The sequence below is a fragment of the Caulobacter sp. GW821-FHT09B08 genome, assembly GCF_059418225.1.
This window is the reverse complement of sequence record NZ_JBWKPL010000004.1, coordinates 1-22,119: the sequence shown is the minus strand read 5'-3', so window position 1 is coordinate 22,119 and position 22,119 is coordinate 1. Positions and strand designations below refer to the sequence as shown.

The following is a 22,119-nucleotide window of genomic DNA, read 5'->3' as shown; positions in this document are numbered from 1 at the left end:
CCCTCTTGCCACGCTCTCGGGCGGATCAGGTGTTTCGCTGTTCACGCGCATAGGCGACCGGCGGCATCCCCACCGAGCGGGCGAAGGCGACGCTGAAGGTGCTGGCCGAGCTGTAGCCCACTCGCTGGGCCACCTGGGCGACGCCCACCTTCTCGCGGCGCAGCAGGTCCTTGGCCAGGGCCATGCGCCAGCCCAGCAGATACTCCATCGGCGCGACGCCCACCTCGCGCCGGAACCGTTCGAAGAAGGTCGAGCGGGATAGCGCCGCTTCCCGCGCCAGCTCGACCACCGTCCAGGCGTGCGTCGGGCGCTCGTGCATCCGCCGCAGCGCGACGGCGAGTTGATCGTCGGCGAGCCCTCGCAGCAGGCCCGGAGGCGCCACGGCGCAGGCGGTGGAGCGAAGGGTCTCGATCAGCAGGATTTCCAGCAGCCGGGCCAGGACCACGTCCCGTCCGGGCCGATCGGCGCGCGTCTCTCCGTTGACCAGCTCGACCAGCGTCGTCAGCCGATCATGGCCACGCACGTGCACCAACTGCGGTAGCAGCGACACCAGCAGCCGGGCGTCGTCGGCGACGAAGGCGCAATGGCCCACCAGCATCCGCACATTGGGCGGATCGTCGGGATCGCCCAGCCGGAAGACGCCCGGACTGATCTCGGCCCGTCGTGTCTCGACGCCTTGCGGCGGCGGTTCGAGGCTGGAGGTCGAAAAATCGAAGGCCGCGGGCACAAGGACGAAATCGCCTTGCTCGAGCGTGATCGGCGCCTGGCCGGCGACCGACAACAGGCAGGCGCCCTCCAGCACCGCGCAATAGAAGGGCCGCCCGTCGTCGTCGGAGCGGCGCACGGCCCAGGCGCCCGATCCCACCACCAGCTTTGAGAACGAGGCGTTGGGCTGCAGCAAGCCGACGATTTGGGCGAGAGGGTCGGTCATATTCGGACTTACGACAATGCAATCTGGACTTTAGATCGTAGCAGGTCCGCTCGTGCCATCCCAACTTTCTGTCTCCCCCAAAGGAGCAGTCATGAACACGATCCTCATCACCGGATGCTCTTCCGGCTTCGGCCTGGAGACCGCCCGCTATTTCCTCGACCGCGACTGGACCGTCATCGCCACGATGCGGACGCCGAACCCCGACATCCTTCCGCCGTCCGACCGTCTGCGGATCCTACCGCTGGACGTCACCGACGCCGCCAGCATCGCGAGCGTCGTCGAAGCGGCCGGGCCGATCGACGTCCTGGTCAACAACGCCGGCGTGGGCCTGCTCAACGCCGTGGAAGGCCTGTCCATGGATCAGGCGCGCGAGGTGTTCGAGACCAACACGCTGGGGACCATCGCCATGACCCAGGCCTTCCTGCCGCAATTTCGCGAGCGGCGCGCCGGCGTGGTGGTCAACGTCACGTCCACGGTGACCCTGCGCCCGCTGCACCTGCTGTCGGTCTATACGGCCAGCAAGGCGGCGGTGAACGCCTTCACCGAGTCCCTGGCCCTAGAGCTGGAACCGTTCGGCGTCCGGGTTCGGATCGTCCTGCCTGGCCTTGCCCCCGAAACCGCTTTCGGCGCGAACGCCCGCACCCGGATGGGCGTGGCCATCCCCGAAGCCTATGCCGACATTGCCGCCCAGGTCTTCGCGGGGTTTGAAAACCCCGGCGACGTGACGCGGCCGACGGACGTCGCCGAAGCGGTCTGGCGGGCGGCGACCGATCCCTCCAGCCCGATGCGCCTTCCCGCCGGCACCGATGCGGTGGCGTGGGCCAAGGCCGGCTGAACCTGACGCGGCCGGCGTCGATGACGGCGGTGCAAGCCTCGTGCGCGCTCGGACAAGTCATCGCGTGGAAACGGACGTGGAGGCGCCCTTCGTCTGGGCGCCTCCACGGCATCGTGCGGAAACGCCGGCCCCGCGACACACCGGCCACCGTGCGGCGACGCCGGCTTGCTATCGCTTTTCCTCGAGCCTGAGGGGGAGAGCGCGCCATGGTCTATCGACATCGTTCGAAGGGCGTCGCCGCCTTCCTGGCCTCGGCCCTGACCGCCGCCACCCTGGCCGCCGCGCCGGCCAGCGCCCAGGACACCCAGTACTCCACCTTCCCCTGGTTCAAGCAGAACATGGTCGTGGGGCCGCGCTGCTTCACCTACCCCGAGCCCTGGGAGGGCCCGTTCAACCCCTGCACCGAGGCCGACCACCAGGCCTGGCTGGCCGACATCACCCGCTGGCGGGCCGAGCGGCGGATCCGGGTGGGGCTGGACACCAGCCGTTACGACAGGCCCGAGCTGGCCTGGACCCAGAAGGCCTTCATGCAGGCCCAGGCGATGATGGAGGACCGCTACCTCTACGATCCCGCCAGCGGCCGCTACACGGTCGACCGCTATCTGGACGACCTGATCGAGCGGTTCGGCGGCATCGACGCGGTGCTGCTGTGGCCCGACTATCCCAACCTGGGTGTCGACGCCCGCAACCAGATCGACATGATCCACGCGCTGCCTGGCGGGATCCCCGGCGTGAAGGGCATGATCGCCGACTTCCACCGTCGCGGGGTGAAGGTGCTGTTCCCGATGATGATGTGGGACCAGGGCACGCGCGATCCCGGCGCGCCCTGGCCCGAGGCCCTGACCCAGCTGATGATCGAGATCGGCGCCGACGGCATGAACGGCGACACCCAGGACGGCGTGCCGCTGGCCTTCTCCCTGGCCGCCGAGCGCCAGGGCAAGGTGCTGGCCTTCCAGCCCGAGGGCGTGGTCCACGACGAGCAGCTGGGCTGGAACGTGATGTCGTGGGGCCAGTACGACTTCGGCTTCGTGCCCAAGGTCGACCGGTACCGGTGGCTGGAGCCGCGCCACATGGTCAACATCTCCGACCGCTGGAACCGCTCCAAGACCGACGACCTGCAGTACGCCTTTTTCAACGGTGAGGGCTGGGAGAGCTGGGAGAACATCTGGGGCATCTGGAACGGGATCACCCCGCGCGACGGCGAGGCCACGCGCCGGGTGGCCGCGATCGAGCGCGGCGTCGCCCCGTTCCTGACCAGCCCGGACTGGGAGCCGTTCTATCCGATGGTCCGGTTCGGGGTCTTCTCCAGCCGTTGGCCCAAAAACGGGCAAGAGGTCTGGACCATCGTCAACCGCAACGAATACGGCGTCGACGGCCGGCAGATGGCCGTGGCAGACGCGCCTGGCCGCCGGTGGTTCGACCTATATCACGGTGTCGAGCTGACGCCGGAGCGTGATAGCGGCAAGGCTTGGCTGAGCTTCCCCATCGAGGCCAAGGCCTATGGCGCGGTGCTGGCGGTCGACGGCGAGCCGGACGCGGCGACGCGCGACCTGATGGCCCGCATGAAGACCATGACCGCCAAGCCCCTGGCTGCCTACTCGGCCGAGTGGAGGCCGCTGCCGCAGAAGATGGTCGAGGTCGCGCCCACCCGTCCCGCAGCCACAGCGCCCGCCGGCATGGTCGAGATCCCGGCCGGGACTTTCCGCTTCGCCGTGCGCGGCCTGGCGGTGGAAGGCGCCAACGGCGCCGGCGTCGACGTGGCCTATCCGTGGGAGGAGGGGACTCCGCGCCGCTTCCACGACCGCCAGATGGCGATCAAGCGCTTCTTCATCGACCGCACGCCGGTGACAAACCAGCAGTTCAAAGCCTTCCTGGACGCCACCCGCTACCACCCCAAGGACGACCTCAACTTCCTCAAGGACTGGACGGGCGGGACCTATCCCGACGGCTGGGCCGACAAGCCGGTGACCTGGGTGTCGCTGGAGGACGCCCGCGCCTATGCCGCCTGGGCCGGCAAGCGCCTGCCGCGCGAATGGGAATGGCAGTACGCCGCCCAGGGGACCGACGGCCGCGCCTATCCCTGGGGCGAGGCCTGGAATCCCGCCGCCGTCCCGACGCCGAACAAGGGGCGGACCCTCACCCCGCCCGCCGCTGTCGACGCCCATCCGGCCGGGGCCAGCCCGTTCGGCGTGCTCGATCTGGTCGGCAATGTCTGGCAGTGGACCGACGAGCACCAGGACGACCACACCCGCGCCGCCATCCTGCGCGGCGGCTCGTCGTACCAGCCGCAGGGCTCGATCTGGTACTTCCCCCAGGCCTATCGCAACGACCAGCACGGCAAGCTCTTGCTGATGGCGCCGGGCAAGGACCGGGCGGGGACCATCGGCTTCCGGTGCGTGACGGACGCGGGGTGAGGAACATCGCCAAGGCGGTGTTGGAGAGGCGCGGCCGATATGCGGTGGATTTACGGGTGGGCGGCGCCAAATCTCAGCGGATCGCGAACCTGGAGTTCGCCAGAAACCCGTTGAAGGTGAGACCATGCACGACAAGCCCGATGAGTTTGAAGCGCATGACTTCTTCCGCAGCGACCGGTTCATCGAGGACCCGTACGGCTATTTCGACTATCTGAGGCAGCAGTCTCCGGTGGTGCGCGAGCCTCACCAGGGCATCGTCATGGTGACGGGCTACAACGAAGCGCTCGAAGTCTATAACGATCCGGCGCGCTTCTCCTCCTGCATGTCGACCACGGGACCGTTCGCGGGCTGCCCCATTCCGCTGGCGGGCCGCGAGAACGACGACATCTCCGAACTGATCGAAACCTATCGCGACCAGACGCCGTTCAGCGACCAGCTGCCCACGATGGATCCGCCGACCCACACCGCCCATCGGACGCTGTTGATGTCGCTGATCACCCCGAAGCGCCTCAAGGAAAACGAGGACTTCATGTGGAAGCTGGCCGACGAGCAGATCGACACGTTCCTTGCCAAGGGCGAGTGCGAGTTCATGGACGCCTTCGCCCAGCCCTTCGCCGTGCTGGTCGTGTCCGACCTGCTGGGCGTGCCGCCGGAGGACCGGGCGGAGTTCCGCAGGCATCTCATCCGGGTGGAGCGCGAGAGTGGCGGGGCCGTGGTCGGCGGCACGGACGGCGAGGTCAATCACGGGCCGCTGATCTTCCTGTACGACAAGTTCTCGAAATATATCGAGGATCGCCGGCGCAATCCGACGGATGACGTCCTCACGGGCCTGGCCGCCGCCACCTTCCCGGGCGGTGCGGTGCCCGAGCCGATGGACGTGGCGCGGATCGCCGCCAACCTGTTCGCCGCGGGCCAGGAAACCACGGTGAGACTGCTCAGCTACGCGTTCAAGGTGATCGGCGAGCGCCCCGATCTCCAGAAGCGCCTGCGCGAGGATCGCAGCCTGATCCCCAACTTCGTCGAGGAATGCCTGCGGATCGAGGGCCCGGTGAAGGGCGATTTCCGCCTGGCGAAGAAGCCGACCAGCGTGGGCGGCGTCGACATCCCCGCCGGCGCCTTCCTCTACATCTCCAACAGCGCCGCCAACCGGGACTCGCGCAAGTTCGACAATCCCGAGGAATTCCAGCTGGATCGGAAGAACGCCCGCCTGCACGTGGCGTTCGGCGCCGGCCGCCACGCCTGTCCCGGCGCGCCGCTGGCCCGGGCCGAAACGATCGTCGCCATCAACCGCATGTTCGACCGGACCAGCGACATCCGCATCTCCGAAAAGGTCCACGGCCCGGCCGACGCGCGGCGCTACAGCTATCTGCCGACCTTCATCCTGCGGGGCCTGACGCACATCGCCATCGAGTTCGACCCGGTGGAGGCTGGCGCGCGGTGAAGGTTCGTATCAACCAGGATATATGCGCCGGCTTCGGGATCTGCGTCGGGGTCTGTCCCGAGGTGTTCGAACTGCACGACGACGGTTACGCCACCGTGAAGGTCGACGAGGTGCCGCCGGACCTTGAGGACCTGGTGCGCCGGGCCGAGAGCCAGTGCCCGGCGCAGGCGATTTCCGTCAGCGACGCCTGACTAGGCCAGGACCTCGCTGTACACGCGATACGGCTCGTCCTGGATCGCCATGAACGGCTTCAGGACGAGGTCGCCGTCGGCGGTGCGGACGGCCCATTCCTGATCTCCCCGCCGCTGGGCCGCCAGCCAGGCCTTGCGGTCGGGCTTGGCCTTCGAGCCGCCCACCGGCATCAGCACCAGCGGGCCGGTGACCAGGGCCACGACGTTCGGATGGGCGGCGTCCAGGGCCTCCAGACGCGGGGTCATGTCGAAGTCGATCATGACCACGTCGCCGGGGCGCCAGGTGCGCGAGACCTCGGCGAAGGTTCCGGCGCGAACGGGGCCGGCGAAGGGGCGGCCGTTGATGGCGATCTTGGTGGCCGTCCCGGCCCATTCCGGAATGCGCAGCATCAGGTCGAAGCGGCCGGCGCGGGCGGGGTCGACGTTCAGCTGGATGCGGCCGTTCATCGGATAGCTGGTGGTCTGGCGGATCGTCAGCGGCAGGCCGCCGGCCTCGGCCGTCAGGGTCGAGGGCACGTAGAGGTTGGCGTAGACCTTGGCGCCGTCCACCAACCAGGCGCTGATGCCGTAGTCGGCCGCCAGCTGGATGAAGGTGCCCGAGCAGCACGGCCAGGTCTCGCCCCGGAAGACCTTGGTCGCCGTGTCGCTGTAGTCGGAATAGTAGAACGTGCGGCCGTCGGCCAAGGTGTCCTTGGCGCCGAGGATGGTGTTGTAGAGCACCCGCTCCATGCTGTCGCCGTAGCGGCTGTCGCGGGTGATCTGCAGCAGCGAGCGGGCGATCTTGAAGTGGCCGTAGGCGCCGCAGGGCGTCTCGAACGAGCTGTGGGTCGAGGTCAGCGACTTGTAGAGGCCCTCGGTGTCGTCGGGCGCCAGCAGGGTTTCGTTGGGACCCCAGCCGCCGGTGACGTAGGACTGGCGCTGGACGAAGTCGAAGCCGTTGCGGGCCGCGCGCAGGTACTTGGCGTCGCCGGTCACGTAATAGGCCTGGACCGCCGAGTTGAGGGCGTTGACGTGGCTATAGGCGTGCTTGCCCTTCAGGGGGCTGACGCCGGCGGCCAGCGGATCGAACAGCGGCCCGTCCTGCAGGTAGCGCACGGCCAGTTCGCGATAGCGTTCGCCCAGGCCTAGCCGCCAGGCCAGGAACAGGTTCTCGGGCAGGGTATAGGGCTCGTCCCAAATCTCGGCCTCGCTGGTGTGCGGCCGCTGGCGGCGCTCCTCGCGGGTGAGGGCCTTTTCGGGCAGGAACGGCAGGACCGCGTCGGTGACCCGGTCGAGGGCCGGTCCGGCCTCCTTCACGTCGGCGTAGCGATAGGCGTCGATCAGGCCGATCACGACCTTGTCGTAGGTGTAGGCGGGCAGGGTGTAGCCGTCGAAGAAGCGCGGCGAGATCGTCTCGCCATAGGCCTTCACCAGGCCGGCCACCTTGGCGCGCGTGGCCTGATCGCCGGTGATGGCGACATAGCGCGACAGGCCCGAGACGTATTGGCCGAAGCTGTGGCCCGGGATGTAGCCGTGCCAGTTGGCCGTGCTCCAGTCGTTCACGTCGATGTGGAAGTCGGCCGAATTGTCGTACCAGCCGCCCATGTCCTCGCCGGGGGCGTCCTGGCCGGCGCGCTGGCGGAAGGGCTTGAGCAGGCGGTCGTCGGAGAGGCCCATGAACAGGCGGTGCTGGCTCTCCAGCTGATCCAGAAGCTTGCTCTGGCCCAGGCGGACCTGGTCATAGGCGAGGGTCTTCAGGGCGGGCTCGGTCGCGGGGGCTGCGGTCGCGGCGCGGGCCGGGAAGGCCGGCAGGCCGCAGGCGCAGGCCAGGGCGGCGCCTTGGCCGAGGAACGTGCGTCGCGAAAACCGGGTCACGGAAAGACCTCTTGTCTGACAATTGAACCTGGCTGTTCTCGTCCAGTTCGACGGCGGGGTCAATTCCACCCGAAACGGTACGGTCATGCCGCCTCCCAAGGCAGATCGTGCTCGCCGGATCGCCCAGCGGCCGCCGGGCGCCGAAATAGTGAACGTCGATCTGCGAGGCGCGGATTTCGTGATCACGAAGACTCGCCGCGTTCGGACGGCGGGCGCACCCTCGGCGCGGGAAAGCTTCAACGAGGGGATGGATCATGAGCGAGGAGACCGCCGGCGGCGGCGTCAGCTACGAAAAGGTCGACGCCGCGTACTTCGATAAACGAGGCCTCAAGCGATACGCGGGGGTGTTCTCGCTGTGGGCCCTGGGCGTCGGGGCCGTGATCTCCGGCCAGTTTTCGGGCTGGAACCTGGGGATGGGCACGGGCGGCTGGGGCGGCATGCTGGTGGCCACCCTGATCATCACCGTCATGTACCTGGGCCTGACCTTCTCGATCGCCGAGATGGCGGCGGCCCAGCCGCACACCGGCGGCGCCTACAGCTTCGCCCGCGCCGCCATGGGGCCGTGGGGCGGCTTCGTCACCGGCCTGTGCGAGAACGTCGAATACGTGCTGACGGCGGCCGTGGTCTGCTTCTTCATCGGCTCGTACCTGGGAGGGATCTTCGAGACCCCCACCTGGGCCCAGCCGCTCTACTGGATCGGGGCCTACATCATCTTCGTGGGGCTGAACGCGGGCGGGGTGGCCATGTCGTTCAAGTTCACGGTGTTCGTCACCCTGCTGGCCCTGGCCTGTCTGGCGGTGTTCTGGGTCAGCGCCCTGCCGCACGCCGACTTCTTCAAGTACGCTATGAACGTGGGTCCCGGCGGGACCGAGCTGCCCAACGGCCACGGGCCGTTCCTGCCGGCCGGCATCGGCGGGGCCCTGGCCCAGCTGCCGTTCGCGGTCTGGCTGTTCCTGGCCATCGAGCAGCTGCCCCTGGCGGCCGAGGAGAGCCACACCCCGCAGCGCGACCTGCCCAAGGGCATCATCCTGGGCATCTCGACCCTGATCATCTCGGGCCTGCTGGTGCTGTGGCTCAACAGCGCCATCGCGCCGGGGACCTTCGCCCTGGCCAAGTCGGGCGAACCGATCCTGGAAGGCTTCCGCACGATCTACGGCGGCGGGGTGGCCAAGCTGCTGGCGGCCGTCGCGGTGGCCGGCCTGGTGGCCAGCTTCCACGCGGTGATCTTCGCCTATGGCCGGCAGATCTATTCGCTGTCGCGCGCCGGCTACTTCCCCCGCGCCCTGTCGGTGACCCACGGCGTGCGCAAGACGCCGGACGTGGCCCTGATCACCGGCTCGGGCCTGGGCCTGCTGGTGATGCTGGCGGTCTGGTTCATCCTGGGGGCCGAGAAGGGCGCGGCGATGATCGGCAGCACCCTGCTGAACATGGCCGTGTTCGGCGCCATGCTGTCCTATGTGGCCCAGGGCCTGTCCTACATCCTGCTGCGCAAGAAGTTCCCGAACCTGGAGCGGCCCTACAAGAGTCGGTTCGGGATCGCCGGCGGCGTGCTGACGGTGGTCATCTCGCTGGTGACGATCTTCTACCAGCTGAAGGACCCCATCTATCGCGGCGGGGTGATCGGGGTGGCCATCTGGTTCGCCATCGGCATCGTCTATTTCGCCCTGTTCGGCCGCAAGAAGCTGGTGCTCTCGCCGGAGGAGGCCTTCGCCATCAGCGGCGGCAAGGCGGCCTACGAGACCCACTGACCGGGCGACCCGCGTTCGCTCAATGTAACGCTTTGTAAAATCCGGGCCTCCACCTCTGGTGGGGGCCCTTTTTCAGGGCTTCTACTCCGCCCACCAATCATTAGGGGGCGTGGCCGGGCGGTGAACATGATGACGGCGCTGCAGGCGCTGGCCGACCGCCTGGGCCTGGATCCCGCGCCGCATCGCACGGCCGACGGCCGCCCACGCCTGATCCTGCTGTGTGTCGCCGGCCTGATCAGTCTGGCCCTGTGGATCGGTATCGGCTGGGTGCTGACGCGGCTCTTCGCCTGGCTGGCGGGGTGACGGCGCGGGCATCGGAAGCTAGAGTTTGACGCACCGACGTTCGGTCCTGGGGGAGCCTTCCATGCGCGTTCCGATGATGGCCCTGATGGCCTGCCTGGCCCTGGGCGCCTGCGCGACCCGGCCGCAGGTGGCGCACGAGGGCGGGCTTTCGGCCCTGGCCCATCAGGCCGTGACCGTCGAGGCCGGATCGGGCGCTCCCGCCGGCCCCGACGCGGCCCTGGCCAAGGCGGTTCAGGACAAGGTGCTGACCCGGGCGCTGGCCAAGGGCGCGGTCTCGCCGGGCGCTCAGGGGCCGCGCTATCGGCTGCAGGTGGCGGTGGCCACCTCGCCGGGCGAGGTGGGGATCTCCACCGGCGCCGGCCCCGAGGTGGCCACCGCGCCCTGGCGCGGCGCCCCGGTCAAGCGCCACTTCTGGAACCGGCGCGGCCCGGTGCGCACCGCGACCCTGTCGGTGCTGGACCTGACCAGCGGCAAGGTCGTGGCCTGGTCCAGCGTGCGGGCCTCCGGCGCCGATCCGGACGTGTTGGCCGACCGGCTGGTGGCGGCGCTCAGCGCGACCTAGCGGTTTCATCCACCGCCTATCCCCCGAAACCTCGCGCGATCTCGAATACCGATGTTCACTCAGGCGCCGTGACGGGCTATCGAGGGGCGTCGAAGGCGAGGACCCCCCATGACGTCGCGACCCCTGATCTCCGCCCTGGCGGCGCTGGCGCTCGGCGCGTTCGCCGTCCCGACTTTCGCACAAGTTCCCGCCAGCATCACCGCGGCCCTGGCCGATCCGGCCCGGCCCGCCGCCGACACCGCCCGCGACGCCGCCCGCCATCCGGGCGAGATCCTGGCCCTGGCCGGGGTCAAGCCGGGCGACACGGTGCTCGATTTCATCATCGGCGGCGGCTATTTCACCCGCATCCTGTCACCGGCCGTGGGGCCGATGGGCAGAGTCTACGCCTACCAGCCGCTGGAGTTCATCCAGTTCCAGGCCAAGTACGGCGAGGACCTGAAGGCCGTCGAGAAGGCCTACAAGAACGTCACGCCCATGAACCACAGCCTGGGCGACCTGAACCTGCCCGACGACCTGGACGCGGTGATCACCGTCCAGAACTATCACGACCTGCACCTGAAGATGTCGCCGGCCGACAACGCCGGAAAGATCGACGCCCTGATCTTCAAGGCGCTGAAGCCGGGCGGGGTCTTCCTGATCGTCGACCACTACGCCGTCGACGGCTCGGGCCTGACCGCGCCCGATACTCTGCACCGTATCGACATCGCCGTGGTCAAGAAGGAGGTCGAGGCGGCCGGCTTCAAGCTGGCGGCCGAGAGCCCGCTGCTGCGCAACCCGGCGGACCCGCGCACCGCCAGCGTCTTCGACCCCGCCATCCGGGGCAAGACCGACCAGTTCATTCTCAAGTTCGTCAAGCCGTAGTTACGGGAGGGGGAAGGGGACACGCACGCCTCCAAGACCGCGCCATGCAGAGCGCGGGAGAGGCGTGCGTGTCCCGGTTTGCTGCTCCCTCTCCCATAGGGAGAGGGTCGGGGTGAGGGGTTACGGCGTCGGACGGAGCGCCGGCACGTCGTCAGTCCTCGTAACCCCTCACCCTCCCATCGCTTCGCGACGGGCCCCTCCCTCTCCCTCTGGGAGAGGGGTTAGACGGCCAACTCCGGCAGTCGCAGCGTGAACCGGGCGCCCGCGCCCGGCGTGCTGGCGCAGGTCACGCCGCCGCCGTGGCGGATGGCGGCGGCCTGGACGAAGGCCAGGCCCAAGCCCGCGCCTTCGGCGGCGGCCGCGCCGGGACGGTCGAAGCGCTGGAAGGGGCGGAAGGCCAACGTCATCTCCTGGGCGGTCAGGCCCGGACCCTGGTCGGCGACGGCGATGTCGACGAAGGCGCGGCCGGCCTCCACGGCCGTGGCGGCGCTGACCGTGATCACCCCGCCGTCGGGGCTGTACTTCACCGCGTTGCCGATCAGGTTGACCAGGGCGCGGGCCAGGACGCCCCGGTCGCCCAGGGCCATCATCGGGGCGTCGCAGCCCTCCTGGCGGATCTCGATGCGGCGCTGGCGGCACTGGGGCCACAACTCGTCGACGGCTTCCACCGCCACGTCGCACAGGTCGACCGGCTCCATCAGGGTCTGGGTCACCTCGGCGCGGGCCAGCTGCACGAAGCCGTCGGCCAGGGCCAGGGTGCGACGGGCGCAGGCGGCCAGCCGCTCGGACACCTCGAGCGGCAGATCGGGCGTGGTGGCCAGCAGGGCCAGGATCGAGGTCTGCGGCGAGCGCATGTCGTGGGTCAGCAGCTGCAGGGCCTGCTCGCGCTGGCGCATGGCCGCCGTCAGGGGCGTGATGTCGGCCAGGCGCAGGATCCAGCCCGAGCCCTCTCCGGCCTCGTCGCGGCGGAAGACGGTCTGGACCTGGAACGAGCGGCCGTCGGCCAGGTGCAGGTCGATGGCGCGGCCGCTGTCGGCCTCGGCCGGCCAGGTCATCGGGAAGGTGCGGCCCAGGGGCTCCAGGGCGTTGAGGGCCTCGGCCAGGCCGCCGCCCTCCAGCACCCAGGGCAGCTGGGCCAGCAGGGTCTGGGCGGCGGCGTTGGCGGCGATCACCCGGCGCTGGGCGTCGGCCACCAGGGTGGCGTCGGGCAGGCTGAACAGGGCGTCGGCCGAGAACCGCCGCAGGTCGTCGATGCGGGTGATGGCCGCGCCCAGGCTGAGCGCCTGGCGGGTGACCACGTCGCCCTCGAAGCCGGTCTCCTGAGCGGCGGGTGCCGCCGGATCGGTGGCGCGCAGGCGGTCCAACTCGTGGCCCAAGAGGTCGTTGACCCGCCCGAGGCGTCCCCAGCCCCAGACCAGCGAGACCAGGGCCATGCCGAGCAGCGCCGCCACCGGCGACAGCCACAGGTGGCCGCCGCTGAACAGCGAGGCGCTGGCGCCCACCGCCACCACGAACAGCACCGCCAGCAGCAGCAGGCTGGCGCGGGGGGGCAACACCAGCAGGCCCGCCAGCAGCAGCCACAGCAGGCTGAGCGCGAAGACCAGCTGGGCGGTCAGGCCGGCGGGCTTGATCATCGTCCCGCTGCGCAGCCCGTCCAGCAGGCTGGCCTGAAGTTGCACGCCGGTCATGCTGGCCGCGTCGGGCGTGACCGGGGTGGGGAAGGCGGGGCCGAGGCCGGGCGCGGTCAGGCCCACGAACACCGTGTGGCCGGCGATCATCTCGGGCGGGATCTCGCCGGCCAGCACGCTGGAGAAGGCGATCTGGCGATAGCGGTCCGGCGGTCCGGCGAAGGGGATCAGCAGGGTCGGGGCGTCGCCCCGCGTGGCGTCCGGCGCGTCCGGGGCCTTGGTGGCGCGATGGACCACGGTCATCAGGTCGGGCGCCAGGTCGGGACCGTCGGGCGAGAATGGCTCCACGCGGCGCACCACGCCGTCGGCGTCGAACAGCACGTGAGCCAGGCCGACGCCGGCCGCGCCCTGGGCGATCTCCTGGGTGGAGCCCACGACGACCGGCGGCGCACCCTCGCGCGGCGGCGGCTCCAGGAACCGGGGCAGATAGACCTTGCCCGAGCGGGCGATGGCCGAGGCTAGGGCCGCGTCGTCGGCCGGATCGGGCGCGGGCTGGCTGAACAGCACGTCGTAGACGACCGCCTTGGCCCCGGCCTGGGTCAGTCGGTCGATCATCTCGGCATGCCGCGCGCGCGACCAGGGCCAGGCGCCCAGTTCGCGCAGGCTGCGCTCGTCTATGCCGACGATCAGGATCGTGGGATCCACCGGCCGCGCGCTGGCCCGCACCAGGCGGTCGTAGAGGATGTTGTCCAGCCGGGTGGTCAGCGGGCTGGCGGTCAGTCCCGCCAGGGCCAGGCCGGTCAGGGCCGCCACGATCAGCCAGCGCGCCAGCCGATGCCGGGTCGAGGCCGGCGGCGGGGGCCGCAGGCGACGCCAGGAGGGCAGGCGCAGGGCAAGGGCCAAGCCCTAGCGCCCGATCTGCAGCGACTGCAGCGGACCGACCTTCTCGGTGACCGCGCCGTTCTTGAACCGCGTGGCGCTGACCCGCCAGCTGTAGGCGCCGGGGGGCAGGTCGGTCAGGGTCAGTTGCGGCGTGTTCAGGCCGGGCTGATCGACGATGGGATTGGCCGCCTCGGTCCCGGGGAACAGCTGGAAGCGATAAGTGCGCACGCCGTCACCGGCCGAGCTCCAGCGGAACAGGAACTTGCGGTGCTTGCCGTCCTGCTCGGGGCTGGGCGGGGCGCCGGGCTCCAGGATGTCCAGGTCGCGGTCGAAGCTGTAATCGGCGGGCAGGCCTTCCAGGCCCCCGGCGTCGATGGCGGTCAGGCGGACGAAATAGGTGCCGTTGTCCAGCGGACCGAAGTCCATGGCCGGCTCCTTCGGATTGGCCTCGGCGAACAGGTCGACGAAGCCGGCGTCGCGCGAGAGCTGGAGCCGGTAGGCCGCGGCGCCCGCCACGGGCTGGACGGCGAAGTGGACGGTGCGGTCGCCCTGGTTCTGGCCGCCGTCGCCCAGCTTGGGCGCGGGCAGCAGGGCGACGGGCGGGCTGACCCCGGCCGGGGTGGCGGTGACTCCGAAGCCGGCGGGGATCGGCTCGCCGGCGGGCGGCGCCTCGCCCAGGCCCACGCCGACGCCGCCCTTGATCACTTCGGTCTGGGCCTTCGCGTCGCCGGCGCCGACCCGGAACTCGGTGCCGCGCACGGCCGAGATCGAGACCGGGGTGCGCACCTCGAAGCGGCCGTTGGGATTGCCGTTGGGCGTGGCCTGGATGGTCGAGCGGCCCTCGTCCAGCTTGAACACCCGCTGCGGGGCGTTGGTCAGGTTGATCGTGCGCAGCCGCTCGACGCGGACGGTGGTGTTGGAGGGCAGGGTGACGCGCGAGGCGTCCTCCATCTCGAAGGTGGCGAAGGCGCCGGGGCCGGTGATGATCCGCTGGCCTTCCTGGATCGTCATGCCCGCCTGGGCCGGGGCGCGGCGGCCGTTGGTCTCGATCTCGACCTTGCCGCTGAAGGCGCTGAGCTTGGCGTCGATGGGGGTGGTCTTCAAAAGGCGCGGGTCGATGACCAGCTTCTTGCCGACCGGCATCGAGGTGGGGCGGCTGATCTGGTTGGCGGTCTGCACCTGGCGATAGTCGCCGGGCTTTTGCAGGTAGTTCCGGCCCAGGCCGATCAGGGTGTCGCCCTTCTGGACGGTGTAGTTGACCGGCGGTTCGCTGGACGCGGGCCGTGTAGGCGCGGGCTTCTTGGCCGGCGGCGCGGCCAGAACCGGGGTCGACGCCATCGCCAGCAGAGCGAGGACGGCAAGCGAGGGGCGAACGATCATTCGGCGGCTCCGGTCGCGGTTTCGGGCTCGCAGGCTTCCAGCCGGTAGCCGAACCCGTAGACGGTGGTCAGTCTAAAACCATTCGCGGGTCGAAGGTGAAGCTTAGATCGCAGGCGCGACACGTGCGCGTCCAGGGTGCGGGTCTCCAGGTCGGGCCGCTGGCCCCAGACCCGGCGCAGCAGATATTCGCGCGACAGCGGCCGGGCCAGGTTGTTGAACAGCAGGCTGGCCAGCTGGAACTCCTTGGGCGTCAGCGTCTCCAGGTGTTCGCCCCAGGCGGCGGTCTGGGCGCCGGGGTCCAGGCGATAGACGCCGTGCTGCTCGATCTGGGGCAGGGCGGCCGGACGATAGGCGCGGCGGGCCAGGGCGTTGACCCGGGCGATCAGCACCGGCGGCTGCAGGGGCTTTACGATGTAGTCGTCGGCCCCGGCGTTCAGCCCCTCCACCAGGTCGGCCTCTATGGAGCGGCTGGTCAGCAGCAGCACCGGCGGGCCGGGGTTCAGCACCTCGGCCACCCGGCGCAGGGTCTCGATGCCGGAAAGCTCGGGCATGTTCCAGTCGAGGATCAGGAGGTCGAAGGTCTGGCGGCGAAGCTCGGCCAGCAGGCGCTCGGGACGGGTGAAGCTGGTGCAGTCATAGCCGGCCGGCCCCAAAAGGGCGGCGACCAGCGCGTTGTGGCTGTCGTCGTCGTCGAGCAGGGCGACTTTCATGCGTTCATTTGCACCAAGGTAACGCGCGCGCCCCGCAGTGGTGGGAAAAGCGGGGCGCGCGGTGGCGGACGCCGGTCCGGGGGGATGGAACAACGCGCCGGTCCACGAAGCGCAGACTACCGCGCCGAAGCCCCCTCCGCTTCGGCTGTCGGGCCGAATTTACAATGGTTTACAGTCCAGTTCGAGGACCAACATTCCCAATAGCGAGAGGCGGCCTCAGCCCCCCCAGCTGCGTCCGCCGCCGCCGAAGCCGCCGCGCGAGATCACCGAGCTACGGGTCTGGACGCGGGTGGGGGCGTGCATCTCGGGCGCGTTGAAGGTGTCGGTGCGCACCCGCGTGCGGCCGGTGACGTAGTCGCGCGACAGCGGATAGCCGCCCCCGCCGTAATAGGTCCCGTCGCGGCCGCGGTACATCGGCGCGCCGTAATAGCCGCCGCCCATGTTGCTCAGGGCCTGGCCGACGATGAAGCCGGTCAGCAGCGGGGTGAAGAAGCTGCCGCCGTTGTTGTCGTTGCGCGGCACGCACTGGTCGACGCCGTAGCGCTCCTCGCAGGTCTGGCGGTCGTTGAATTTCGGAGAGTTCTCCGTGTTGTCCTTCTGGGCCTGGGCGTAGGCGGTCTCGCACTGCTGGGCGGTCATGTCGCTGTCGGCCTTGCAGTCGGCCAGCGAGGCGTAGGTCTTGGCGTCGACCTCGCGCGAGGCGGCCGGGGGATCGCCCCATTGGGCGGCCGAGCCGCCGCCATCGTCGCAGGCGCTGATCGACATCGCCGTGCCGGCCATCAGCCCGGTCAGGACCAGGCCGCCGGAACGCAGGCGACGGCGCGGGGCGGGGGAGGGAGCTTGATCGGTCATCGCGGTAAGCCTCAGGCCGTCATGCAGGCGGCGTTCAGCAGGCCGACCGCCAGGGAGATGCTCATCAGATAGAGGCCCGCGGCGATCTCGCCCTTCTCGATGCGGGCGGCGACGTCCTTCATCGCCACGACACGCACCAGGGTGAAGGCCGCGACCTGGATCACGCCGGCCAGCAGGGCCCAGGCGCAGAACTCGACCAGCGACACGGTGTTCGAAAGCGCCGAAGCCAGGGGCAGCACATAGCCCACCAGGGCGCCGCCCAGGGCGATGGCCGCGGCCACATTGCCCTCGCGGATCAGCTTGGCCTCGTTATAGGGCGTCACCCACTGGTAGATCAGCTTGAAGGCCACGGTGAACAGCCCCGCGACCGCGAAGGCCACCAGGAAAGCCAGGGCGTTGCCGCCAAATCCGTGCAGGTCGCTCATCGTTTCCCCCAAAATAAAGGCGCTAGGCCCGGAAATCGCCGACGCCCAGCGCCACGCCGATCATGATCTCGAACGAGGTCTCGCGCTTGCGGGAATCCTCGTTCTCGTTTTCCTGCTGGATCGCCAGCAACAGCTCGCGGCCGTCGCCCGGCAGGTCGCGCGAGAACAGCATGCAGGCCTGGAAGATGCGCCGGTCCGGAACGCCGTCGCGGTCGTCGTGGACGTCTTCCCAGAAGGTGACCGGGTCCTGGCTCCCGGCCTCGTCGCCGAACCAGTCGCGGCGGTATTCGGGCAGGTCCGGACCGGTGAAGGTGCGCGCCCGCAGCCGCTTGGCCCAGGCCTCTTCGTCGGCCCGTCCGCCCGGATAGGCGCTGACCCACGGAATGAACAGGGTCACGTCGGTGACGCGCTGGCCCTCGCGGTCGTCGGACACGGCTTGGAACATCACGTCGTCGTCGGTGTAGAACCGGTGCACGAAGCCGCCGTCGCGCAGATCGACCAGGCCCTGGGCGGTGATCTCCAGCGTGTCGGTGTCCAGGGTGAACTTCAGCTCGTCGCCCAGTCGCCGCCAGGCCAGCGTATCCAACCAGACGGTGCGGCCCAGGGTGACGTTACGCACAGCCGGCAGGGCCGAGGCGGGCGCGGCGTCCTTGCGGCCGAAGAGCTTGCTGAACATGAACGACCCGATGCGAAACTCGCGTCACATGTACGACGCCGGCTCCAGCTAAAAAAGGGGCTCCGGGATTACCAACTTGTCATGCGAGCACGTAAGGTCGCGCTCTCGACGACTGGCGTTCGTTCTCCCATCTAGTATGAAACCGCCCGAACGGGCTTACCTGAGGATCACGCCCCCATGAGCCAGACCGCCTGGACTGTCCGCACCCTGAAGGCCGCGCTCGACGACGCGCCGGGACGCGGCGCCGACGAGCTGACGGTGCGGGTGCTGGAAGGCGCCGAGCCGATCCTCCTGGCCACCATGCACTGGCAGGGGGATCTCGAGATCTTCGTCAGCGTCAGCGACCAGCAGATCGCCGCCTCCACCCTGCTGTGGCCCGTCGACGAACAGGCCGACCGCCACGCCTTCAACGAATTCCTGCTCAAGGCTCAGAAGCTGGTGCCGCTGTCGAACTTCGGCATCAGCACGGTGGGCGAGCGCGACTATTACGAGCTGTTCGGCGAGATCTCGACCACCTCGCCGGTCGAGGAAATCCTGATCGAGCTGCGCACCCTGGCCGAAAACGCCATCGACGCCGCCTCCGACCTGCGCGCATCCTTCGCGCCCGCCGCCTAACCCATAAGAGCCTCAAGAGAGACCCTTCCGATGTCCATCTGGAACAAGCTGTTCACCCTGGGCCGCGCGGGCGCGCACGAGGCCACCGCCGCCGTGGTCGACGCCAACGCCATCCGCATCCTCGACCAGGAAATCCGCGACGCCGACACCGCCCAGGGCAAGGCGCGCGACGACCTGGCCACCCTGGTGGCTCGCCGCCGCATCCTGGAAAAGGAAATCGCCGGCTTCCGCGACCAGGTCGGCAAGTACGAGGGCTCGGCCCGCGCCGCCGTCGCCAAGGGCGACATGGACCTGGCCCGCCAGGTGGCCCAGCGCATCGCCGACCTCGAGCAGGACATCAACCTGAAAGAGCCGCAGGTCGCCGACATGCGCGCGGCCGAGGACCAGCTGCACCAGGCCATCAGCGCCACCGACCGCCGCATCGAGACCCTGCGTCGCGAGGTCGAGGTGGTGAAGGTCAACGAGAGCGTCCAGAAGGCCCAGGCCGCCGTCACCGCGCGTGGCGCGGGCGCCGGCGCGGCCCTGGGCTCGGCCGCCGACAGCCTGGCCCGCATCAAGGAACGCCAGGCCATTCGCGGCGAGAAGATCAAGGCCGCCGGCGAGCTGGAAGACCGCCGCACGGGCGCGGACCTCGACGAGAAGCTGCGCCTGGCCGGCATCCTGCCGGGCCAGTCCAGCGCCGACGACGTCCTGGCCCGCCTGGCCCCGGCCGCTCCGCCGCTGCAGATCGAGCAGAAGGACGCCGATCTCAACGAGAAGGGCAACGGATAGGGTCGAGCCGCCCGTGCGTCGTCTCAAGCTGCCCCCGCGACCCGACTGGCAGGCGAAAGCCGACGCCGTCGGGTTCGTCTATCACCACACCGAGGGCCAGGCGTACTGGGACGAAAGCGTCGCCTACGCCCTGACCCTGGATCAGGTGGAGCAGGACCTGGAGCCGGCCGCGGCCGAGCTCCACGACCTGTGCCTGGATCTGGTCGACGAGGTCGTGACCAGCCAGGAGCTGATGGAGAAGCTGGCGATCCCGACCGAGCATCGCGACTTCGTGGCGGCCTCCTGGCGGGCCAAGGCGCCGTCGCTCTACGGCCGGTTCGACTTCGGCTATGACGGCCAGTCCAAGCCCAAGCTCTACGAGTACAACGCCGACACCCCCACCAGCGTGTTCGAGGCGGCCACTTTCCAGTGGCTGTGGCTGGAGGAACTGATCGCCAACGGCACGTTCCCGGCGAACGCCGACCAGTTCAACAGCCTGTTCGAGGCCCTGCGCGACCGGTTCAAGACCCTGTTCCCGTCCGGCGGCTTCGTCCACTTCGCCAGCGACGAGGAGGCGGTCGAGGATCGCCAGACGGTGCGCTTCCTGGAGGACTTGGCCCTGCAGGCGGGGCTGGAGCCCAAGTTCGTGGCCATGGACGCCATCGGCCTCAACGAAGAGGGCCAGTTCGTCGACCTGGAGGGCTTCGTCCTGCAGGCGGCGTTCAAGCTCTATCCGTGGGAGTTCATGCTGCGCGAGCCCTATGCGGCGAACCTCGCCACGGCGGGCGTGCGCTGGCTGGAGCCGCCGTGGAAGGCGATCCTGTCCAACAAGGGCATCCTGCCGCTGCTGTGGGAGCGCCATCGCGGCCACCCGAACCTGCTGGAGGCCTATTTCGAGGGGGATCCGGCGGCCAGCGCCCTGGGCGGGCGGTTCGTGCGCAAGCCGCTGTTCTCGCGCGAAGGGGCCAATGTCGAGGTGGTCGGCGGAGACGAGCCCGTGCTCGACCAGGGCTACGGCGCCGAGGGCGCGATCGTCCAGGCCTACCACCCGCCGCCCGAGTTCGACGGCAAGCGGCCGGTGATCGGGGCGTGGATCGTCGGCAATGAACCCGCCGGCATCGGCATCCGCGAGGACGACAGCGTGGTGACCAAGAATCTGGCGCGGTTCGTGCCGCATGTGATCGAAGGGTAGGGCTTAAGGGGACATGCTCTCACGGCAAGGCGTCGGCCGGTTGGCTGGGCGGTTGAGTGAGTGCGTGTCCCCGGCGAGTCGGCGACCACGGCTGGGGACACACGCATGCGTGTGTCCCCATCAGCGGAGCTCTATTCCCGGCGGATAGCCGGTGGAGTTCAGCGATTTCAGTCGCTTGAAGTTTTTCGAGCTAAGTTATCCCCACCCTCCAGACCTCCCGTATCCTTATCCCACCTGAAAGCACGGGAAGGGCGTCCGGCCGGCGACCGAACGGCTCTCAGGGGTGGTCGAGCGGGAAGCGTCCGTCGGCCGGTCTGGTGGGGCCTTTCGGGTCGGTCGGCGTGTCGGAGCCTTGGATTGGGCTCGCGGCGGGTCGGGCCGGACGAGGGGAACTCCCCCACGGGGCCGAAAGACGATGCGCGACAGGCAGGGGCTGAAATCGCCTCTGCGGTCCGGGATGCAGCCAGCATCCCGCCCGTCGGGGGCCTCCATCGGAGCGGGTTAAAAATCCGCGATCCGAAGGCTTCCGGATAACGGCCGCGCGAAGCGCTCTGTCTTCGTCGAAACGGTATTCAAAACTGCAAAACCTCCGGGCGAGGCCCGGGCGCTTCGCACCCTTCCCACTTCTCACAGCCGCTGGCGTGGGAGCGTACCTGCTTGCCCCCACCTGGCGGCTGCGCCGCCTGTCCGCCCCCGTAGGGGGCGGAGCCGCTCGCACTCACCCAGCTCTTCCCCCTATGGGGGAAGACGACCGCGAAGCGGTCCGTAGGGGGCAAGTGGGCGCCGCACTACCCCAACAGAAGCCCCCAAACCCTTGCCCGTAACGCCGGTTTGCATCACTGGTGGTCCGATGAGTCAGCCGGTCACGATCGAACTGGGCGAGGGGGGCGAGCATGACGCCCGGGCGCTGCGCCACGCCTTTGGATGCTTCACCACGGGGGTGACGGTGATCACCACCGTCTGCGAGGACGGCCGCAAGGTCGGGCTGACCGCCAACTCCTTCACCTCGGTGTCGCTGGACCCGCCGCTGGCCCTGGTCTGCGTCGACCTCAATTCGCGCAGCCTGCCGTTCCTGGACGCGGCCGAGCGGTTCACGGTCAATGTGCTGCACGCCGACCAGCAGGCCATGGCCCGCCAGTTCGTCCAGAAGGACGGTGACCGTTTCGCGGGCATCGAGACCGAGACCTGGGGCACCGGCGTGCCGGTCCTGCCCGACTGCATGGCCAATTTCGAATGCGTGACCCACCAGGTCTTCGACGCGGGCGACCACCGGGTCTATGTCGGCCGCGTGGTCAAGCTGCGCTACGACCCGGACCACGAGCCGCTGGTCTATCTGCAAGGGCGGTTCCGCAAGGTCCACGTCGAGGAATAGCGTCCGCCTTCACGAATTGCGGCGGAGAGGTTTTGCGCGATACGGCTCGGTCGCCGGGTGCTATCGACGCGCAAAACAAGATTTAGGGAGCGTATCATGCGTAGCATCGACCACTTCGTGAACGGACAGACCTTCGCCGGCAGCTCGGGCCGTTACGGCGACGTCTTCAATCCCAACACCGGCGAGGTGCAGGCGCGGGTGCAGCTGGCGACGGATGCGGAGCTGGACAAGGCGGTCGCCGCCGCCGTGGCCGCCCAGATCGGCTGGGCCGCCACCAATCCCCAGCGCCGGGCGCGGGTGATGTTCGAGTTCAAGCGCCTGCTCGAGCGCGACATGAATTCGCTGGCCGAAATCCTGTCGTCCGAGCACGGCAAGGTGATCGCCGACTCCAAGGGCGACATCCAGCGGGGCCTGGAGGTAATCGAGTTCGCCTGCGGCATCCCCCATGTGCTCAAGGGCGAATATACCGAGAGCGCCGGCCCGGGCATCGACGTCTA

General features: G+C 69.3%; 22 protein-coding genes. 14 read left to right on the top strand and 8 right to left on the bottom strand.

The genetic code is table 11. The features are described from left to right. Positions 1–25 precede the first annotated feature (25 nt). Positions 26–931: an AraC family transcriptional regulator gene (locus AC07OA_RS13490; RefSeq protein ID WP_494664333.1), complete on the bottom strand. Its 906-nt coding sequence runs from the start codon at positions 929–931 to the stop codon at positions 26–28. A 91-nt stretch (positions 932–1,022) separates the two neighbouring features. Here AC07OA_RS13490 and AC07OA_RS13485 point away from each other — a divergent pair, with 91 nt between their 5' ends. The 4 genes from AC07OA_RS13485 (at position 1,023) to AC07OA_RS13470 (ending at position 5,812) form a co-directional block, all read left to right on the top strand. Continuing rightward, positions 1,023–1,766 (top strand): SDR family oxidoreductase, encoded by a 744-nt coding sequence (locus tag AC07OA_RS13485; RefSeq protein ID WP_494664332.1) that lies wholly within the window; start codon positions 1,023–1,025, stop codon positions 1,764–1,766. A 206-nt stretch (positions 1,767–1,972) separates the two neighbouring features. Beyond that, positions 1,973–4,180: a formylglycine-generating enzyme family protein gene (locus AC07OA_RS13480; RefSeq protein WP_494664331.1), complete on the top strand. Its 2,208-nt coding sequence runs from the start codon at positions 1,973–1,975 to the stop codon at positions 4,178–4,180. A 124-nt stretch (positions 4,181–4,304) separates the two neighbouring features. Further along, the gene (locus AC07OA_RS13475; RefSeq protein ID WP_494664330.1) at positions 4,305–5,621 is read left to right on the top strand and encodes a cytochrome P450; all 1,317 of its coding nucleotides are present in this window, start codon (positions 4,305–4,307) and stop codon (positions 5,619–5,621) included. Beyond that, complete coding sequence (locus AC07OA_RS13470) at positions 5,618–5,812, top strand: ferredoxin (RefSeq protein ID WP_494664329.1); 195 nt, start codon at positions 5,618–5,620, stop codon at positions 5,810–5,812. The genes AC07OA_RS13475 and AC07OA_RS13470 overlap by 4 nt, the downstream gene beginning before the upstream one ends. On the opposite strand, the gene AC07OA_RS13465 is transcribed toward AC07OA_RS13470, so the two are convergent. Beyond that, positions 5,813–7,666 (bottom strand): beta-L-arabinofuranosidase domain-containing protein, encoded by a 1,854-nt coding sequence (locus tag AC07OA_RS13465; protein ID WP_494664328.1) that lies wholly within the window; start codon positions 7,664–7,666, stop codon positions 5,813–5,815. 254 nt (positions 7,667–7,920) lie between these two features. Between AC07OA_RS13465 and AC07OA_RS13460 the strand changes: the two genes are divergently transcribed. The 5 genes from AC07OA_RS13460 to AC07OA_RS13440 all read left to right on the top strand — a co-directional run bounded on the left by AC07OA_RS13460 (position 7,921) and on the right by AC07OA_RS13440 (position 11,393). After that, on the top strand, positions 7,921–9,414 hold the full coding sequence (locus AC07OA_RS13460; protein ID WP_494664327.1) for an amino acid permease: 1,494 nt from the start codon (positions 7,921–7,923) through the stop codon (positions 9,412–9,414). 126 nt (positions 9,415–9,540) lie between these two features. After that, positions 9,541–9,717: a hypothetical protein gene (locus AC07OA_RS13455; protein ID WP_494664326.1), complete on the top strand. Its 177-nt coding sequence runs from the start codon at positions 9,541–9,543 to the stop codon at positions 9,715–9,717. A gap of 61 nt (positions 9,718–9,778) precedes the next feature. Beyond that, on the top strand, positions 9,779–10,279 hold the full coding sequence (locus AC07OA_RS13450; protein WP_494664325.1) for a hypothetical protein: 501 nt from the start codon (positions 9,779–9,781) through the stop codon (positions 10,277–10,279). Between the two features lie 108 nt (positions 10,280–10,387). Further along, positions 10,388–11,140: a class I SAM-dependent methyltransferase gene (locus tag AC07OA_RS13445; protein ID WP_494664324.1), complete on the top strand. Its 753-nt coding sequence runs from the start codon at positions 10,388–10,390 to the stop codon at positions 11,138–11,140. A gap of 64 nt (positions 11,141–11,204) precedes the next feature. Then, a complete protein-coding gene (locus AC07OA_RS13440; protein WP_494664323.1) occupies positions 11,205–11,393 on the top strand; it encodes a hypothetical protein in 189 nt (62 codons plus the stop codon). Here AC07OA_RS13440 and AC07OA_RS13435 read toward each other — a convergent pair. From AC07OA_RS13435 to AC07OA_RS13410, 6 genes are all read right to left on the bottom strand, one after another. Beyond that, positions 11,362–13,671, bottom strand: coding sequence for a CHASE2 domain-containing protein (locus tag AC07OA_RS13435; RefSeq protein WP_494664322.1), 2,310 nt, complete (start codon positions 13,669–13,671; stop codon positions 11,362–11,364). The two genes, AC07OA_RS13440 and AC07OA_RS13435, sit on opposite strands and share 32 nt — an antisense overlap. 3 nt (positions 13,672–13,674) lie before the next feature. Further along, the gene (locus tag AC07OA_RS13430; RefSeq protein ID WP_494664321.1) at positions 13,675–15,030 is read right to left on the bottom strand and encodes a FecR domain-containing protein; all 1,356 of its coding nucleotides are present in this window, start codon (positions 15,028–15,030) and stop codon (positions 13,675–13,677) included. After that, the gene (locus AC07OA_RS13425) at positions 15,027–15,740 is read right to left on the bottom strand and encodes a response regulator transcription factor (RefSeq protein ID WP_494664320.1); all 714 of its coding nucleotides are present in this window, start codon (positions 15,738–15,740) and stop codon (positions 15,027–15,029) included. Before AC07OA_RS13425 ends, AC07OA_RS13430 begins: the two co-directional genes overlap by 4 nt. Positions 15,741–15,956: 216 nt before the next feature. Then, positions 15,957–16,592: a DUF1190 domain-containing protein gene (locus tag AC07OA_RS13420; RefSeq protein ID WP_494664319.1), complete on the bottom strand. Its 636-nt coding sequence runs from the start codon at positions 16,590–16,592 to the stop codon at positions 15,957–15,959. Positions 16,593–16,603: 11 nt separating this feature from the next. Beyond that, positions 16,604–17,017, bottom strand: a complete 414-nt coding sequence (locus AC07OA_RS13415; RefSeq protein WP_494664318.1) for a DUF350 domain-containing protein — start codon at positions 17,015–17,017, stop codon at positions 16,604–16,606. 22 nt (positions 17,018–17,039) lie between these two features. Beyond that, on the bottom strand, positions 17,040–17,693 hold the full coding sequence (locus AC07OA_RS13410; protein WP_494664317.1) for a DUF2491 family protein: 654 nt from the start codon (positions 17,691–17,693) through the stop codon (positions 17,040–17,042). A 177-nt stretch (positions 17,694–17,870) separates the two neighbouring features. On the opposite strand from AC07OA_RS13410, the gene AC07OA_RS13405 reads away from it, so the two are divergent. From AC07OA_RS13405 to AC07OA_RS13385, 5 genes are all read left to right on the top strand, one after another. Further along, positions 17,871–18,308, top strand: coding sequence for a YjfI family protein (locus AC07OA_RS13405; protein ID WP_494664316.1), 438 nt, complete (start codon positions 17,871–17,873; stop codon positions 18,306–18,308). Positions 18,309–18,338: 30 nt separating this feature from the next. After that, positions 18,339–19,079 (top strand): PspA/IM30 family protein, encoded by a 741-nt coding sequence (locus AC07OA_RS13400; RefSeq protein ID WP_494664315.1) that lies wholly within the window; start codon positions 18,339–18,341, stop codon positions 19,077–19,079. A 13-nt stretch (positions 19,080–19,092) separates the two neighbouring features. Beyond that, positions 19,093–20,250, top strand: coding sequence for a glutathionylspermidine synthase family protein (locus tag AC07OA_RS13395; RefSeq protein ID WP_494664314.1), 1,158 nt, complete (start codon positions 19,093–19,095; stop codon positions 20,248–20,250). Positions 20,251–21,100: 850 nt separating this feature from the next. Next, positions 21,101–21,622, top strand: a complete 522-nt coding sequence (locus AC07OA_RS13390; RefSeq protein WP_494664313.1) for a flavin reductase family protein — start codon at positions 21,101–21,103, stop codon at positions 21,620–21,622. A 96-nt stretch (positions 21,623–21,718) separates the two neighbouring features. Then, the coding region (locus AC07OA_RS13385; protein ID WP_494664312.1) for an aldehyde dehydrogenase family protein at positions 21,719–22,119 on the top strand (401 nt) is incomplete at its 3' end.

Bases quoted from the DNA above. Each gene is read 5' to 3' on its own strand.
- AC07OA_RS13425 (WP_494664320.1), bottom strand. From the start codon at position 15,740: ATGAAAGTCGCCCTGCTCGACGACGACGACAGCCACAACGCGCTGGTC.
- AC07OA_RS13430 (WP_494664321.1), bottom strand. From the start codon at position 15,030: ATGATCGTTCGCCCCTCGCTTGCCGTCCTCGCTCTGCTGGCGATGGCG.
- AC07OA_RS13405 (WP_494664316.1), top strand. From the start codon at position 17,871: ATGAGCCAGACCGCCTGGACTGTCCGCACCCTGAAGGCCGCGCTCGAC.
- AC07OA_RS13490 (WP_494664333.1), bottom strand. From the start codon at position 931: ATGACCGACCCTCTCGCCCAAATCGTCGGCTTGCTGCAGCCCAACGCC.
- AC07OA_RS13475 (WP_494664330.1), top strand. From the start codon at position 4,305: ATGCACGACAAGCCCGATGAGTTTGAAGCGCATGACTTCTTCCGCAGC.
- AC07OA_RS13390 (WP_494664313.1), top strand. From the start codon at position 21,101: ATGAGTCAGCCGGTCACGATCGAACTGGGCGAGGGGGGCGAGCATGAC.
- AC07OA_RS13450 (WP_494664325.1), top strand. From the start codon at position 9,779: ATGCGCGTTCCGATGATGGCCCTGATGGCCTGCCTGGCCCTGGGCGCC.
- AC07OA_RS13420 (WP_494664319.1), bottom strand. From the start codon at position 16,592: ATGACCGATCAAGCTCCCTCCCCCGCCCCGCGCCGTCGCCTGCGTTCC.
- AC07OA_RS13410 (WP_494664317.1), bottom strand. From the start codon at position 17,693: ATGTTCAGCAAGCTCTTCGGCCGCAAGGACGCCGCGCCCGCCTCGGCC.
- AC07OA_RS13400 (WP_494664315.1), top strand. From the start codon at position 18,339: ATGTCCATCTGGAACAAGCTGTTCACCCTGGGCCGCGCGGGCGCGCAC.
- AC07OA_RS13485 (WP_494664332.1), top strand. From the start codon at position 1,023: ATGAACACGATCCTCATCACCGGATGCTCTTCCGGCTTCGGCCTGGAG.
- AC07OA_RS13415 (WP_494664318.1), bottom strand. From the start codon at position 17,017: ATGAGCGACCTGCACGGATTTGGCGGCAACGCCCTGGCTTTCCTGGTG.
- AC07OA_RS13480 (WP_494664331.1), top strand. From the start codon at position 1,973: ATGGTCTATCGACATCGTTCGAAGGGCGTCGCCGCCTTCCTGGCCTCG.
- AC07OA_RS13455 (WP_494664326.1), top strand. From the start codon at position 9,541: ATGATGACGGCGCTGCAGGCGCTGGCCGACCGCCTGGGCCTGGATCCC.
- AC07OA_RS13445 (WP_494664324.1), top strand. From the start codon at position 10,388: ATGACGTCGCGACCCCTGATCTCCGCCCTGGCGGCGCTGGCGCTCGGC.
- AC07OA_RS13460 (WP_494664327.1), top strand. From the start codon at position 7,921: ATGAGCGAGGAGACCGCCGGCGGCGGCGTCAGCTACGAAAAGGTCGAC.